The 13,995-nt window shown below is 66.7% G+C and carries 14 protein-coding genes; 9 read left to right on the forward strand and 5 right to left on the reverse strand.

Annotated elements, in window-relative coordinates:
* Positions 1–35 precede the first annotated feature (35 nt).
* Entirely contained in the window at positions 36–692 is a 657-nt protein-coding gene (locus BW39_RS03860; protein WP_043819920.1) for a TetR/AcrR family transcriptional regulator, read from the forward strand.
* 157 nt (positions 693–849) lie between these two features.
* Here the strand turns inward: BW39_RS03860 and BW39_RS03865 are convergent, their stop codons facing one another.
* The 3 genes from BW39_RS03865 to BW39_RS03875 are packed head-to-tail and all read right to left on the reverse strand — an operon-like array spanning position 850 to position 3,766.
* Positions 850–1,893 carry a DctP family TRAP transporter solute-binding subunit gene (locus BW39_RS03865; protein ID WP_043819922.1) on the reverse strand — a complete coding sequence of 348 codons (1,044 nt, stop codon included), beginning with the start codon at positions 1,891–1,893 and terminating at the stop codon, positions 850–852.
* A gap of 32 nt (positions 1,894–1,925) precedes the next feature.
* Positions 1,926–3,224 carry a TRAP transporter large permease gene (locus tag BW39_RS03870; RefSeq protein ID WP_043819923.1) on the reverse strand — a complete coding sequence of 433 codons (1,299 nt, stop codon included), beginning with the start codon at positions 3,222–3,224 and terminating at the stop codon, positions 1,926–1,928.
* Complete coding sequence (locus BW39_RS03875) at positions 3,221–3,766, reverse strand: TRAP transporter small permease (RefSeq protein WP_013804178.1); 546 nt, start codon at positions 3,764–3,766, stop codon at positions 3,221–3,223. The genes BW39_RS03870 and BW39_RS03875 overlap by 4 nt, the downstream gene beginning before the upstream one ends.
* A 206-nt stretch (positions 3,767–3,972) precedes the next feature.
* Between BW39_RS03875 and BW39_RS03880 the strand changes: the two genes are divergently transcribed.
* From BW39_RS03880 to BW39_RS03900, 5 genes are all read left to right on the forward strand, one after another.
* Positions 3,973–4,908, forward strand: coding sequence for a LysR substrate-binding domain-containing protein (locus tag BW39_RS03880; RefSeq protein WP_170962088.1), 936 nt, complete (start codon positions 3,973–3,975; stop codon positions 4,906–4,908).
* A 443-nt stretch (positions 4,909–5,351) separates the two neighbouring features.
* Positions 5,352–6,251, forward strand: coding sequence for a transporter substrate-binding domain-containing protein (locus BW39_RS03885; RefSeq protein WP_043819925.1), 900 nt, complete (start codon positions 5,352–5,354; stop codon positions 6,249–6,251).
* A 112-nt stretch (positions 6,252–6,363) separates the two neighbouring features.
* Positions 6,364–7,116, forward strand: a complete 753-nt coding sequence (locus BW39_RS03890; RefSeq protein ID WP_043819928.1) for an amino acid ABC transporter permease — start codon at positions 6,364–6,366, stop codon at positions 7,114–7,116.
* Between the two features lies 1 nt (position 7,117).
* Positions 7,118–7,789, forward strand: coding sequence for an amino acid ABC transporter permease (locus BW39_RS03895; RefSeq protein ID WP_012203296.1), 672 nt, complete (start codon positions 7,118–7,120; stop codon positions 7,787–7,789).
* Positions 7,790–7,814: 25 nt separating this feature from the next.
* Positions 7,815–8,552: an amino acid ABC transporter ATP-binding protein gene (locus BW39_RS03900; RefSeq protein ID WP_012203297.1), complete on the forward strand. Its 738-nt coding sequence runs from the start codon at positions 7,815–7,817 to the stop codon at positions 8,550–8,552.
* A gap of 55 nt (positions 8,553–8,607) precedes the next feature.
* Here the strand turns inward: BW39_RS03900 and BW39_RS03905 are convergent, their stop codons facing one another.
* A complete protein-coding gene (locus BW39_RS03905) occupies positions 8,608–9,552 on the reverse strand; it encodes a MurR/RpiR family transcriptional regulator (RefSeq protein WP_043819930.1) in 945 nt (314 codons plus the stop codon).
* A 77-nt stretch (positions 9,553–9,629) separates the two neighbouring features.
* On the opposite strand from BW39_RS03905, the gene BW39_RS03910 reads away from it, so the two are divergent.
* The 3 genes from BW39_RS03910 to BW39_RS03920 all read left to right on the forward strand — a co-directional run bounded on the left by BW39_RS03910 (position 9,630) and on the right by BW39_RS03920 (position 12,950).
* The gene (locus tag BW39_RS03910; RefSeq protein WP_043819932.1) at positions 9,630–10,814 is read left to right on the forward strand and encodes a M20 family metallopeptidase; all 1,185 of its coding nucleotides are present in this window, start codon (positions 9,630–9,632) and stop codon (positions 10,812–10,814) included.
* A 14-nt stretch (positions 10,815–10,828) separates the two neighbouring features.
* The gene (locus tag BW39_RS03915) at positions 10,829–11,845 is read left to right on the forward strand and encodes a Bug family tripartite tricarboxylate transporter substrate binding protein (RefSeq protein WP_043819935.1); all 1,017 of its coding nucleotides are present in this window, start codon (positions 10,829–10,831) and stop codon (positions 11,843–11,845) included.
* A 76-nt stretch (positions 11,846–11,921) separates the two neighbouring features.
* The gene (locus BW39_RS03920; RefSeq protein ID WP_043819936.1) at positions 11,922–12,950 is read left to right on the forward strand and encodes a Bug family tripartite tricarboxylate transporter substrate binding protein; all 1,029 of its coding nucleotides are present in this window, start codon (positions 11,922–11,924) and stop codon (positions 12,948–12,950) included.
* A gap of 25 nt (positions 12,951–12,975) precedes the next feature.
* Here the strand turns inward: BW39_RS03920 and BW39_RS03925 are convergent, their stop codons facing one another.
* Positions 12,976–13,965, reverse strand: coding sequence for a Bug family tripartite tricarboxylate transporter substrate binding protein (locus tag BW39_RS03925; protein WP_043819940.1), 990 nt, complete (start codon positions 13,963–13,965; stop codon positions 12,976–12,978).
* Between the last annotated feature and the right edge of the window lie 30 nt (positions 13,966–13,995).

Genomic DNA, 13,995 nt, shown 5'->3' on the forward strand with positions numbered 1-13,995 from the left:
GGCAGAAAACTCGCCTTGTGCTCAGGTTTTGCCGCATGCCCTCCCATACCTCCGCTACCACTGAATCCCAGAGAAGAAGACAGCCCGTACAGGCCCGTGCGCAGCGCACGCTGCAGGCCATTCTTCAGGCAGCAGCTCAGATTCTGGTCAAGGAGGGCGAAGCCGCGCTCACCACCAACCGCATTGCCGAGCGCGCAGGTGTCTCCATCGGCACGCTCTACCAGTACTTCCCCGACAAGCAGGCCGTCTTCCGTGCCATGGTCGATGGCCAGCGCCGTGCGGCCGTCGCGGCCATCGAGACCTGGCTGGAGCAGGCGTCGGAGCAGGGCCTGCCGCGCGAGGCCGTGGCGCGCGGCGTGGTCGCCTGCATCGTCGAGGGCTTTGCGGGTCGCACGCCTGCGCGGCGCAAGCTGGCGCGCTTTGCCTGGCGCCAGGATGGTGACGAGCGCATTGCCCTGTCCATGCGCGAGACCGCCGAGCGCATGGCCGCGCACCTGCAGCGCTGGGGTGGCCCCTCGCTGTCCTATGCGCGCCTTTACGTGGCCACGCGGGCCGTGCTGGGCACGGTGCGCTTCGCCTCGCTGGAGGCCTCGCCGCTGATTGCCTCGGGCGCACTGGAGGAGCTGCTGTGCGAGATGGGGACAGACATGTTGCTGGGTGGCGTGCAGGGCGCCGGCGCTGCTGCCTCATAGAGGCTGTTCCATTCGCCGAGGCCATCATGGGGCATGGCGTTCGTTGATGGCGTGCCGGAGGCCCGGGCCGTTCCTGCGCAGGAGGATGGCAAAAAAAAAGGCCCCGCAGAGCGGGGCCTTTTGCTTCTACCGGAGTGTGCGATCAACCGATAGCATTCTAACGAGTTCGCGCGGCAATGGCTTTCTCCGCCACATCCACCAGGTCGGCGCCGACCTGCTGCTTCCACTTGTCGTAGACGGGGCGCGTGGCCTTGACGAAGGCTTCGCGCTCGGCCGGCGTGAGCTGGGTCACGGTCACGCCGTTGGCGGCCAGGTCCTTGAGCAGCGGCTTGTCGGCCTCGATCATGCCCTTGCGCGCGATCACGATCTGCTCCTTGGCGGCGTCGACGGCGGCCTGGCGCACGATGTCCTGGTCTTCCTTGGTCCAGGTGGCCCAGATGTCCTTGTTGACCACGAAGATCAGCGGATCGTTGATGTAGCCCCACAGCGTCAGATGCTTCTGGCCCACGGACTGCAGCTTGGCGGCCATGTAGACCGAGACGGGGTTTTCCTGGCCGTCCACGGCGCCGCTGGCCATGGCGGGCTGGGCATCGGCCCAGCTCATCTGCGTGGGGTTGGCGCCCAGCGCGGTGAAGGTGTCCAGGAACAGCGGCGAGCCCACGACGCGGATCTTCAGGCCCTTGAGGTCGGCAGGGGTCTTGATGGCGTGCTTGGAGTTGCTGATCTCGCGGTAGCCGTTCTCGCCCCAGGCCAGCGGCACCACGCCGGCCTTTTCCAGGCGCTGGAACAGGCGCTTGCCGGGCTCGCCATGCGTGAGCGCGTCGGCGGCGGCGTAGTCGGGCATGAGGAAGGGCAGGGCGAACAGGTTCAGCTCCTTGATCTGGGGCGACCAGTTCAGCGTGGAGCCCACGGCCATGTCGATCACGCCCTGGCGCAGCGCGCTGAATTCGCGCGTCTGGTCGCCCTGGATCAGGGACACGCCCGGGTAGAGCTTGATGTTGATGCGGCCGTTGGTGCGCTCGCGCACCTTGTTGGCCCAGATCTCGCCGCCCTTGCCCCAGGGAAAGGCCGTGCCCAGCACCAGCGACATGCGGTACTCGCTCTTGTACTTGGCCTGGGCATGGGCCATCAGGGGTGCAGAAGACAGGGCCAGGGCCGCTGCTGCGGCCAAGCCGCTGGCGAGGAAGCTGCGAAGTTTCATTGCGAAGGTCTCCTTGTTGAATTTTTGGGAAATCAGTAGCCCAGACGGGCGGGCAGCCACAGGGCGAGCTGCGGGAAGGCGATCACGGCGATCATCACCAGGAACATGGCCAGCAGCATGGGGCCGACCCAGCGCACGGTGGACTCCATGCGCACGCCCGCGATGCGGCAGGACACCATCAGGTTCACGGCCAGCGGCGGCGTGAACTGGCCCAGCGCCACCTTGAGCGTGAGGATGACGCCGAACCACACCGGGTCCCAGTTGTAGTGCTGCATGATCGGCAGCAGCAGCGGCACGAAGATCAGGAAGATGGAGATGCCGTCCAGGAACATGCCCACGGTGATCAGCAGCAGGATCAGCAGCGCCATCACGCCGTACTCGCCCAGGCCCGAGTCCACGATGGCCTTGGCCACCGGATCGATCACGCCCAGCGTGGACAGCGAGAACGCGAAGATGCCGGCCAGCGACACCACCAGCAGGATCACGGCCGACAGCTCGCCGGCCTCGCGCAGGATGGGGTAGAGGTCGCGCAGCGTGATGGTGCGGTGGATCACCATGCCCACGAACAGGCCGTAGAACACGGCCACCACGGCGGCCTCGGTGGGGGTGAACCAGCCGGCGCGCATGCCGCCCAGGATCAGCACCGGAGCGGCCAGGCCCCAGGAGGCCTCGCGCAGGCTGCGCCAGAACGGCGGGCGCGGCATGGACGATTCCAGCGCACCCATCTTGTGCTTGCGCGACATCCAAACGGCGGGAATGATCAGCGCCACGCCGGCCAGGATGCCGGGGATCATGCCGGCCGCAAACAGCGCCGGCACCGAGGCGCCGGGCACCAGCACCGAGTAGATGATGAAGGCCACGGACGGCGGGATCAGGATGTCGGTGGCCGCAGCCGCGCCCACCACGCTGGCCGAGAAGCTGCCCGGATAGCCGGCGCGGCTCATGGCCGCGATCATCACGCCGCCCACGGCGGCGGCATTGGCCGGACCCGAGCCCGAGATGCCGCCCAGGAACATGGCCACGGCAATCGCCACCAGGGGCAGCATGCCGGGGCCGCGGCCCACGATGGCCACGGCGAAGTTCACCAGGCGCAGCGCCACGCCAGAGCGGTCGAAGATCGAGCCCACGAGCACGAACATCGGAATCGCCAGCAGCGGGTACTTGCCCAGGCCCGCATAGAAGTTCTGCGGCACGGCCAGCAGGCCGAACCACTGCGTGTCGGGGCTGGCCAGCGCGATGGCGGCGGCGCCCGCCAGGCCCAGGGCCGCGCCGATCGGCACGCCCAGGAACATCAGGCCCAGGAAGGCGATGAAGAGCAGGGTTGCGATCATTGCGCCTTCTCCCCGGTGCTGTCATCGAAGGCGCCAGGGCGGCCCTGGCGCTGGAACAGCTGCAGCGCGCGCACCGTGATCAGAGCCGAGCAAATCGGCAGCCACATCGAATACCACCACTGCGGCACGCCGATGCCGGGCGAGGTTTCCTCGAACCGGTAGTCGTCCCAGACCACGCGCACGCTCAGTGCGGCGATCACGGCGAACAGCAGGGCCACCATCAGCGTGCCGAAGCGCGCCAGGCGCTTCCTGCGCAGGGCGCTGCCGCCTTCGGCGAAGTACTCGATGCGGATATGGGCGTTGCGCGCCACGGCCGCCGAGCCCGCGACCATGGCCAGCAGGATCATCAGGAAGACCGAGATTTCCTCGGTCCAGGCGAAGGAGGAGGAGGTGAAGTAGCGCACCAGCACATTGGCGAAGGTGATCAGGGCCAGCAGGGCCATGATCACCACGGTGAGCCAGTCCTCGATGCGCAGCGAACGCGGCTCGTCCGGCTGCGAAGGCGTCTCAGCGGCGCCGTTTTCGGTGGGAGGGGATGACATGGACGCGGGGAGTCAGAAAATTACACATGGCGGGGCAGATGCAGTCACTGAGCTTCCTCGGCGTCGTGTGCCGGGGGCCGTGAGGAAAAAATGTCACATTGGGTAAATGCGGCGCAGCGCCATTATGTGCGCATCCATGCGGTGTGCCAGAGGGACCATCCCTGCCCTGTCAGGCACCCGTCACGGCCCGGCGGATAATGGCGGGCATGGAAACCAAATGGCTAGAAGATTTCGTCAGCCTGGCTGAAACACGCAGTTTCAGCCGCTCCGCCCAACTGCGGCACGTGACGCAACCTGCGTTCTCGCGCCGCATCCAGGCACTGGAGGCCTGGGCCGGCACCGACCTTGTGGACCGCAGCTCCTACCCGACCCGGCTCACGCCGGCCGGCAAGACCATGTATGACCAGGCGCTGGAGATGCTGCAGTCGCTGCAGAGCACGCGCACCATGCTGCGTGCCCACGTCAGCGCGGGCAAGGGCATGGTGGGGTTTGCGGTGCCGCACACGCTGGCCTTCACTTTCTTCCCGAACTGGGTCTCCAGCGTGCAGGCCAAGTTCGGGCCGTTCCGCAGCCGGCTGTTCGCGCTCAACGTGCATGACGCCGTGATGCGCCTGGTCGAAGGCGGCTGCGACCTGCTGATCGCCTACTTCCATCCGTCCCAGCCCTTCCAGCTTGACCCGGCGCGCTACGAGATGGTCAGCCTGGGCCATGAGGTGCTCGCCCCCTACGCCAAGCCCGACGCCGACGGCCTGCCGCTGCACCAGCTGCCGGGCCGCCAGGGCCAGCCGCTGCCTTATCTGGGCTATGCGCCCGGCGCCTACCTGGGCCGGGTGACGGAGCTCATCCTCAAGGAAGCGGCCGAGGCCGTGCACCTGGAACGTGTCTACGAGACCGACATGGCCGAAGGCCTCAAGGCGATGGCGCTGGAAGGCCATGGCGTCGCCTTCTTGCCGTTCAGCGCCGTGCGCAACGAGCTGGAGGCCGGGCGCCTGGTCAGCGCCGCGCCTGCGGGCGACAACGGTTTTCGCATGGACATGGAAGTGCGCGCCTACCGTGAAAAACCCGCCAGCAAGGACGCGCCCCAGGGCGTGGCCGGCGCGCTGTGGAACTTCCTGCTGGAGCAGGGCGAGACCATCGGCTGACACGCCAAACGGCACGCATCAGGAAAAAAGGGGCTCTCGCAGCCCCTTTTTGCTGCACGTTGGTGCATGCGGGTGCCCGGCAAGAGCCCGACTTGGTGCACGGGTTATGCCTAGGGTAAACACCTATTATGCATAGCATGCATAAGGGCTTTTGCAAACGGCATTGGCTGTGCCACCGGCCCTGGCATTAGAGTGCGCGCACAGCAACCACGCCGTGTGCAGGACCGCCGGTGCGCTGGATCGGGCAAAAAACGCGTGCCATGGCACGGCAGTTGCTTACCTGAATCCGGCTGACGTGCTGGAAAGCCCTAGCACGTGTCGGTGCTCCAGCACCGTGCGTGATTGCACAATATGTGTCACATCGTTGATAGTTCGAGCAAGCCCACAAGGCGACTCGACCGTTCTCATCAAGACCGTTTTCGTTCTCATCTCAGGAGACCCGTATGAAGAAGCATTTGTTGGCCATCGCCGTGACCGCCCTGGCTGCAGGCAGCGCTTTCGCGCAGGCTGGTGACACCCTGGCCAAGATCAAGTCCTCCGGCGCCGTGACGCTGGGCGTGCGTGAATCCTCCGGCCTGGGCTACACGCTGGGCAATGGCAAGTACGTGGGCTTCCACACCGAGATGGGCGAGCGCGTGCTGGCCGACATCCAGAAGGAACTGGGCCTGGTCAAGCTGGACATCAAGTACCAGCCCGTCACCTCGCAAAACCGCATCCCCCTGGTGACCAATGGCACCGTGGACATCGAGTGCGGCTCCACCACCAACAGCCAGGCCCGCCAAAAGGATGTGGCCTTCGCCGTGACCACCTACGTGGAAGAAGTGCGCATCGCCGTCAAGGGCAACTCCGGCATCACCGGCATCAAGGACCTGAACGGCAAGACCATCGTCACGACGACGGGCACCACCTCGGTGCAGACCCTGCGCAAGAACAAGCGCGCCGACGGCCTGACCTTCAAGGAAGTCATGGGCAAGGACCACGCCGACAGCTTCCTGATGCTGGAAACCGGCCGCGCCGACGCCTTCATCATGGACGGCTCCATCCTGGCCGCCAACATCTCCAAGTCCAAGGCACCTGCCGAGTACAAGATCGTCGGCGAAACCCTGTCGGTCGAGCCCATCGCCTGCATGCTGCGCAAGGACGACCCTGCCTTCAAGAAGGCCGTGGACGATTCCATCAAGCGCCAGATCGCCGATGGCTCGCTGGCCAAGCTCTATGACAAGTGGTTCATGCAGCCGATTCCCCCGGCCAACGTGAAGGTCGGCCTGCCACTGTCCGACGCCACCAAGGACGCATGGGCCCACCCCAACGACAAGCCCATGGAGTCGTACGAAGTCAAGTAAGCACCAGCTGAATGCCGCCCCTTCTGCCATGCGGTTGGAAGGGGCGTTTTTTGTTGCGTCGCCGGTTTTTCTGCCGGCACGCATTTCGTGTTTTGAATGAAGGGGTGCTCCTATGAGTTGGGATTGGCAGGTGTTCTGCCAGGACACCATTACCCAAGAGGTCGGTCAAAGCTGCTTCGGCAAGAACGGCGATATCACCTACCTGGACTGGATGCTGTCGGCCTGGGGCTGGACCATTTCCGTGTCGCTGCTGTCGCTGGTGATCGCACTGGTCGTCGGATCGCTGATCGGCACGCTGCGCACTTTGGAGGGCCGGCCGTGGATCGTGCGGCTGGGCAATGCCTGGGTGGAGCTGTTTCGCAATATTCCGCTGCTGGTCCACATCTTCATGTGGTACCACGTGGTTCCGTCCTTTGTTCCTGCGCTGAAGTCGCTGCCGGGCTTCGTGCTCGTGGTGCTGGCGCTGGGTTTCTTCACCTCGGCTCGTATCGCCGAGCAGGTGCGTTCGGGCATCCAGGCGCTGCCGCGCGGCCAGCGCTATGCGGGCATGGCGATGGGTTTCACCACGTTCCAGTACTACCGCTACGTGCTGCTGCCCATGGCGTTCCGCATCATCATCCCGCCGCTGACCAGCGAGACCATGAACGTGTTCAAGAACTCGTCCGTGGCCTTCGCCGTGTCCGTGGCCGAGCTGACCATGTTCGCCATGCAGGCGCAGGAAGAGACTTCGCGCGGCATCGAGATCTATCTGGCCGTCACCGGCCTGTATGTGATTTCCGCCTTTGCCATCAACCGCATCATGGCCTTCATCGAGAAGCGTTCGCGCGTCCCGGGCCTGATCGCTGCCAGCGGCGGAGGACACTGACATGAACCTGCAAATCGACTGGTCGTTCTTCACCTGGGACCTGTTCAGCAACTTCGTGCTGAAGGGCCTGTACTTCAGCCTGACGCTGACCGTCATCGCCACCATCGGCGGTGTGCTCTTCGGTACCGTGCTGGCGCTGATGCGCCTGTCCGGCAAGAAGTGGCTTGATGTGCCCGCCACGCTCTACGTCAACGGCATGCGCTCCGTGCCGCTGGTGATGGTGATCCTGTGGTTCTTCCTGCTGATGCCGCTGATCATCGGTCGGCCCATCGGCGCCGAGGTCTCGGCCATCATCACCTTCATCGCCTTCGAGGCGGCCTACTTCAGCGAGATCATGCGCGCGGGCATCCAGTCCATCCCGCGCGGTCAGGTCTCCGCGGGCCAGGCCATGGGCATGACCTACGGCCAGAACATGCGCCTCGTGGTCCTGCCCCAGGCCTTCCGCAACATGCTGCCGGTGCTGCTCACGCAGACCATCATCCTGTTCCAGGACACCTCGCTGGTCTATGCCATCGGTGCCTACGACATGCTCAAGGGCTTCGAAGTGGCGGGCAAGAACTATGGCCGTCCCATCGAATCCTATCTGGCCGCTGGCGTGACCTACTTCGTGCTGTGCTACTCGCTCTCGTGGGCAGTCAAGCGCCTGCACAAAAAGATTGCCATCATTCGATGAGCCAGCACCCCATTGAGGAATTGCAATGATTGAACTCAAGAACGTTTCCAAGTGGTACGGCAGCTTCCAGGTGCTGACCGACTGCTCCACCAACATCCAGAAGGGTGAGGTCGTGGTGGTCTGCGGCCCTTCGGGCTCGGGCAAGTCCACGCTGATCAAGACCATCAACGCGCTGGAACCCTTCCAGAAGGGCGAGATCTTCGTGGACGGCGTGGCCGTGCACGATCCCAAGACCAACCTGCCCCAGCTGCGCAGCCGCGTGGGCATGGTGTTCCAGCACTTCGAGCTCTTCCCGCACCTGTCGGTGACCGAGAACCTGACCATCGCCCAGATCAAGGTGCTCGGTCGCAGCCCGGACGATGCCAAGAAGCGCGGCCTCAAGATGCTGGACCGCGTGGGCCTGACGGCGCACAAGGACAAGTTCCCGGGCCAGCTGTCGGGTGGCCAGCAGCAGCGCGTGGCCATTGCGCGCGCGCTGTCCATGGACCCCATCGTGATGCTGTTCGACGAACCGACCTCCGCGCTGGACCCCGAAATGGTCGGCGAAGTGCTGGACGTGATGATCGGCCTGGCCAACGAAGGCATGACCATGATGTGCGTGACCCACGAAATGGGCTTCGCACGCAAGGTGGCCAGCCGCGTGATCTTCATGGACGTGGGCGGCAAGATCCTGGAGGACTGCTCCAAGGACGAATTCTTCGGCAACCCGGAAGCGCGCCAGCCCCGGACCAAGGAATTCCTCAACAAGATCCTGCAGCACTGATCGGCTGCTGCCGGCAGGCAGCAGGCCATCTCAAGACAAGGGCGCTTCGGCGCCCTTAGTCTTTTGCCGCTCTGGAGCGGCCGGGGCTGCGCCGTGCGGCGGCACGCGGCTCGGGCGTCCTGATCAACTGGTGGTTGAACTCCTTCCACAGCGCGTCGCGCCGGGCCAGGGCCTCGGACACATCCTTGTGGCGCAGCTGGGCCACGGCCGAGACCAGGGCGTTGCACAGGTAGAAGGCCGCCGTGTAGGAGTGAAAGGGCGAGGCATTGGCCGTGCGTACCTGCAGCCAGTGGTGGGCCACGGTGGCCAGCGGCGCAGCGGGGCTGTCGGTGAGGGCCAGCACCTGGGCGCCGGCGTCGGCAAAGCGCTGCGCTATCTCGAAGGTGCCGCGCGAATACTGGCTGACGCTGAAGGCCAGCAGCGTGTCCGAGGGGCCGATCCACAGCAGCTGGTCGGCCGGCGCGATGGCTCCGGCATCCAGCTCCTGCACGCCGGGGCGGCACATGTTCAGGTGCAGGGCCAGCCAGGCGGATACCGGAGAGCTGTTGAGCTGGGCCAGCACGAACACGCGGCCCTCGCCCTGGGCCAGCTTGCGGGCCATGGCCTCGAAGGCCGCCATGTCCAGCCCCTCGCGCGTGGCCTGGATGTTGTGCTGGTCGTGCAGCAGCGCATCGTCCACGCACTCGCTCAGGCTGCGCTGCGCGCCCAGCAGCACGGGCGCGCGCTGGGCGGCCGTCTGCAGCAGCGCCGTCACCTCGCCGCGCGCCTCGCGCTGGGCCTCGGCATAGCTGGCATAGCCGAGCTTGGCGAACAGGCGCACCACGGTCGAGGCGCTGGTGCCCGTGTGCGCGGCCAGCGCCGTGGCCGACTCCAGCAGCGCATGCGGGTAGTTGCTGCCCAGGGTCTGGGCCAGCGTCAGCTCGCTGGCCGTCAGCTCCGCGCCCTGCTGCGCCAGGCGCTGTGGCAGCAGCAGTGTGGCTTTTTGCAATGGTGATTTCATATTTTTCTTGTATATGCAACGTGTGTTGCAAAATAGGGGGTCGCGTGCAACACTGCATGCACTCTGGAGATTCCACCATGCACGATACCCTCGAACAAAGCCGCGTGCAGCAGCGCGCGAGACTGCTGGACTGGCTGGGCGGCCAGCAGCAGGCCATGCAAGATCTGTTGCACAGGATTGTCGATATCGACAGCGGCAGCCGCGATGAAGCCGGCATCCTGGCCGTGGCCCAGGCGCTGCGCGAGCGGCTGGAGGCGGCCGGCGTGGCCGTGCGCTTCGAGGACGTGCCCGGCTACGGCGTGCTGCTGCATGCCGATGTCGCCGGTCCCGACGGGGACGGCCCGGCCGAAGGCGCGCCCATCTATCTGATGGGCCATATGGACACCGTCTTCCCGGCGGGCACCGTGGCGCGCCGCCCCTTCCGCGTGGAAGAGGGCAGGGCCTACGGTCCCGGCGTGGCCGACATGAAGTCGGGCCTGGTGCTCAACGTCTTCGTGGCCGAGGCCTTTGCGCGCTGTGGCGGCCTGGGCGCGCCGCTCAAGCTGTTCTTCTCGTGCGACGAGGAAATCGGCTCGCCCGCCACGCGCCAGACCATCATGGATACGGTGCGCGGCGCGCGCGCCGTCTTCAATGCCGAGCCCGGCCGCGTCAGCGGCAACCTGGTGACCAGCCGCAAGGGCTCCATGGCCGTGGAGTTCGAGGTGCAGGGCGTGGCCGCCCATGCGGGCATCAACCACGCGGCCGGCGCCAGCGCGCTGGAGGCCATGGCGCGCAAGCTGCTGGCCCTGCATGCGCTGACCGATCCTGCCACGGGCACGACCACCAATGTGGGCGTGCTGCAGGGCGGCATCGTGCCGAACATGGTGGCGCCCCACGCCAAGGCCGAGCTCGATGTGCGCTACACGGCCCAGACCGATCCCGATGCGTTGATGGAGCGCATCCGCGCCATCGTGGAGGAAGAATCCGTGCCCCGCACCCAGGGCCGCGTCACCGCCGTGCGCCGCACCCTGCCCATGGCGCCCACGCCTGATGCGTTGCTGCAGCTGTACCGGCGCGGCGCGCAGTCGCTGGGCTTTGATGTGCAGGGCGAGTTCACGGGCGGCGCGGCCGACAGCGGCCTGACCGCGTCGGTGGGCGTGCCAACGCTGTGCGCCACCGGCCCCGTGGGCGGCCATCCCCATACCGAGCGCGAGTACTGCGAGCTGGCCACCTTCGTGCCGCGTGCGCAGGCTGTGGCCCTCGCCATCTTTGATCACCCCTGATTGCGCTGATACCCATGAAAAATCTGTCCGTGAACCCCTCCCTGAACACCCGCCGCAAGCTGCTGGGCGCAGGCCTTGGCCTGGCGGGCCTGTCCGCGCTGGCGCCGCTGGCCGCACGCGCCGATGACAAGTACCCCTCGCGCCCGATCACGCTGGTCGTGCCGTTTCCGCCCGGCGGTTCGGTGGACATCATGGGCCGCCAGTACGCCGAGCCCCTGTCGCGCATCCTGGGCGTGCCCATCGTGGTGGAGAACCGGCCCGGCGCGGGCGGCTCGGTGGCCACGCAGTACGTGTCGCGCGCCAGGCCGGACGGCTACACCCTGGTCGTGTCCTCGCAGAGCAGCCACCTGGCCAATCCTCTGACCCAGCCCAAGGTGGGCTACGACCCCATCAAGGACTTCGAGAACATTGCCATCCTGGGCCGCCAGCCCAATGCGCTGATGGTGCATTCCAGCCTGCCCGTGAAGAACTTCCAGGAGTTCATCGAGTACGTGAAGAAGCGCCCCGGCCAGGTCAACTACGGCAGCGCCGGCATCGGCAGCATGGGCCAGCTCAATGTGGAAATGCTCAAGGCCGCCACGGGCATCTTTGCCACGCACATCCCCTACCGTGGCGGCTCGCCGCTGGTCACGGCCGCCATCGGCAACGAGGTGCAGTTCATCCTCGACAACCTGGTCTTCATGCTGCCCCACGTGCAGTCGGGCAAGGTGCGCGCCCTGGTCGTGGCCTCGGAGCAGCGCCTGCCCATGCTGCCCGACGTGCCCACCATGGCCGAGGTCGGCTATCCCCAGCTCAACATGAGTTCCTGGACCGGCATTGCGGCGCCTGCGGGCACGCCCGACGCCATCGTCCAGACGCTGTACAAGGCCATCCGCCAGGCGGCCACGGCGCCGGCCATGGTGGCCAGCCTCAAGGAGCGCGGCGTGGTCGCGCCCGAGGAGATGAGCCCCGCCGCCTTCGAGAAGATGATGGCCGAGCGCCTGAAGCTCTTCGGCGAGGTGGTGCGCAAGGCCCATATCGTGGCCGAGTAAGCAGGGCACGCCCAGGGCGCCCCCAGGGCGCCCCGGATGGCCGGGCGCAGCCGACGTATTTCCATAAGGAGGAGACATGAGCATGACCCCTATCGCCCGCCAGGCTGCCAGCCACCCTTCCCGCCGCCGCGTGCTCGGCGCGGGGCTGGGCCTGGGTGTGCTGGCCCCGCTTGCGGCGCTGGCCGCCGAAGGCAAGGCCGCCGGCTACCCCACGCGCCAGATCAGCTTCATCGTGCCGTTTCCGGCCGGTGGCTCGGTGGACGCCATGGCGCGACAGTACGCCGAGCCCATGGCGCGCATCCTGGGCGTGCCCATCGTGGTGGAGAACCGGCCCGGCGCGGGCGGCTCGGTGGCTGCGCTGGCCGTGGCGCGCGCCAGGCCGGACGGCTACACCCTGGTCGTGTCCTCGCAGAGCAGCCACCTGGCCAATCCGCTGACCCAGCCCAAGGTGGGCTACGACCCCATCAAGGATTTCGAGAACATCGCCATCCTGGGCCGCCTGCCCAATGTGCTGGTCGTGCCCGCGAGCCTGCCCATCCGCAGCTTTGCGGAGTTCATCGCCTATGCCAAAAAGCACCCTGGCCAGCTCAACTACGGCAGCGGCGGCACGGGCAGCATGGGCCAGCTCAACATGGAGATGTTCAAGGCCGATGCGGGCCTGGACATCACCCATGTTCCCTACCGGGGCGGCACGCTGCTGGTCACCTCGGTGCTGGCGGGCGAGGTGCAGGTGTTCTTCGACAACCTCATCTCCATGCTGCCCCACATCCAGGCAGGCAAGGTGCGCGCCCTGGCCGTGGCATCCGAGCAGCGCGTGGCGCAAATTCCCGATGTGCCCACGCTGGCCGAGGTCGGCTACCCGCAACTGAACATGAGCTCCTGGACCGGCCTGGCCGCGCCGGCCGGCACGCCCGCGCCCGTGGTGCAGGCCCTCTTCAAGGCCGTGCGCCAGGCCGCCACGGCGCCGGCCATGGTGGCCAGCCTGCAGGACCGGGGCGTGACCCCGCCCGAGGAAATGAGCCCCGCCGCCTTCGAGGCCATGATGTCCGACCGCCTCAAGCGCTTTGGCGAGGTGGTGCGCAGGACGGGCATCGTGGCCGAGTGAGCCTGGCCCGCCAAGGGCCTGCGCCTCAGTCCAGCTGCACGCCCACCTCGCGCACCAGCCGCCCCCAGTCCGCCAGGTCCTGGCGCAACGTGTCGGCGAATTGCGCAGGCGTGGTCCGGGGCAGATCGGTCAGGTTGAGCTCACCCAGCTTTTTGGCCGTGGCCGGGTCCTGCAGCAACTGGTTGATGGCGGCGTTGAGCTTGTCCACGATGGGCTGCGGCGTTTTGGCGGGCGCGAAGACGCCGTACCAGGAATAGTTGTGGAACGGGTAGCCCGCCTCGGTCAGGCTGGGCAGGTCCGGCTGGCTGGGAATGCGCTTGTCGCCGCTGTGGGCGATGGCGCGCACGCGGCCCGCACGCACCAGCTCCACGGTGGAAGAGGTGTCTGCAAACGCCGCCTGCACCTGCCCGCCCAGCAGGCCCTGCACGCAGGGGCTGCTGCCCTTGTAGGGCACATGCTGCATCTGCAGGCCGGCCTGCTTGAGCAGGAATTCCATGGTCAGGTGCCCGCCCGAGCCCTGGCCCCAGGAGCAGTAGCTGAGCTGGCCGGGCCGTGCGCTTGCATAGGCCACGAACTCCTTGAGCGAATGCACGGGCAGATCGCGCGAGACCAGCAGCAGATTGCCGGCGCGCCCTATCTGCGCAATGGGCGTGAAGTCCTTTACCGGGTCATAGGGCACCTTGCGGTAGAGGCTGGGGTTCACGGCCATGGACGCCGTGTAGGTGAACAGCAGCCGGTAGCCGTCCGGCGCACTGCGCGCGGCCTGCTCCACGCCGACCAGGCCGTTGGCGCCGGGCCGGTTGTCCACCACGAAGGGCTGCCTGAGCAGCCGGGTCAGGCCTTCGGCAAACACCCGCGCGATGGTGTCCGTGCCGCCGGCGGCGGCCGTGGGCACGATCAGCGTGACGGGGCGGGCGGGGTAGTTGCCGGCATCCTGTGCCGGCTGGGCGTGGCCTGTGCAGGCCATGGCCAGCAGCAGTGCCAGGGCCATGCCGTGCTTCTTCATCGTCTTCATGCACTTGTCTCCTTGTGTCGCCTTGTGTCG

Source organism: Delftia sp. RIT313 (genome assembly GCF_000632165.1).
GTDB classification, from domain to species: Bacteria; Pseudomonadota; Gammaproteobacteria; order Burkholderiales; family Burkholderiaceae_C; genus Comamonas; species Comamonas acidovorans.

Excerpts from the sequence above, each read along its gene's own strand:
- BW39_RS03920 (WP_043819936.1), top strand. The coding sequence starts at position 11,922 with ATGAGCATGACCCCTATCGCCCGCCAGGCTGCCAGCCACCCTTCCCGC.
- BW39_RS03870 (WP_043819923.1), bottom strand. The coding sequence starts at position 3,224 with ATGATCGCAACCCTGCTCTTCATCGCCTTCCTGGGCCTGATGTTCCTG.
- BW39_RS03875 (WP_013804178.1), bottom strand. The coding sequence starts at position 3,766 with ATGTCATCCCCTCCCACCGAAAACGGCGCCGCTGAGACGCCTTCGCAG.
- BW39_RS03905 (WP_043819930.1), bottom strand. The coding sequence starts at position 9,552 with ATGAAATCACCATTGCAAAAAGCCACACTGCTGCTGCCACAGCGCCTG.
- BW39_RS03860 (WP_043819920.1), top strand. The coding sequence starts at position 36 with ATGCCCTCCCATACCTCCGCTACCACTGAATCCCAGAGAAGAAGACAG.
- BW39_RS03915 (WP_043819935.1), top strand. The coding sequence starts at position 10,829 with ATGAAAAATCTGTCCGTGAACCCCTCCCTGAACACCCGCCGCAAGCTG.
- BW39_RS03895 (WP_012203296.1), top strand. The coding sequence starts at position 7,118 with ATGAACCTGCAAATCGACTGGTCGTTCTTCACCTGGGACCTGTTCAGC.
- BW39_RS03890 (WP_043819928.1), top strand. The coding sequence starts at position 6,364 with ATGAGTTGGGATTGGCAGGTGTTCTGCCAGGACACCATTACCCAAGAG.
- BW39_RS03900 (WP_012203297.1), top strand. The coding sequence starts at position 7,815 with ATGATTGAACTCAAGAACGTTTCCAAGTGGTACGGCAGCTTCCAGGTG.
- BW39_RS03885 (WP_043819925.1), top strand. The coding sequence starts at position 5,352 with ATGAAGAAGCATTTGTTGGCCATCGCCGTGACCGCCCTGGCTGCAGGC.
- BW39_RS03910 (WP_043819932.1), top strand. The coding sequence starts at position 9,630 with ATGCACGATACCCTCGAACAAAGCCGCGTGCAGCAGCGCGCGAGACTG.
- BW39_RS03865 (WP_043819922.1), bottom strand. The coding sequence starts at position 1,893 with ATGAAACTTCGCAGCTTCCTCGCCAGCGGCTTGGCCGCAGCAGCGGCC.
- BW39_RS03880 (WP_170962088.1), top strand. The coding sequence starts at position 3,973 with ATGGAAACCAAATGGCTAGAAGATTTCGTCAGCCTGGCTGAAACACGC.
- BW39_RS03925 (WP_043819940.1), bottom strand. The coding sequence starts at position 13,965 with ATGAAGACGATGAAGAAGCACGGCATGGCCCTGGCACTGCTGCTGGCC.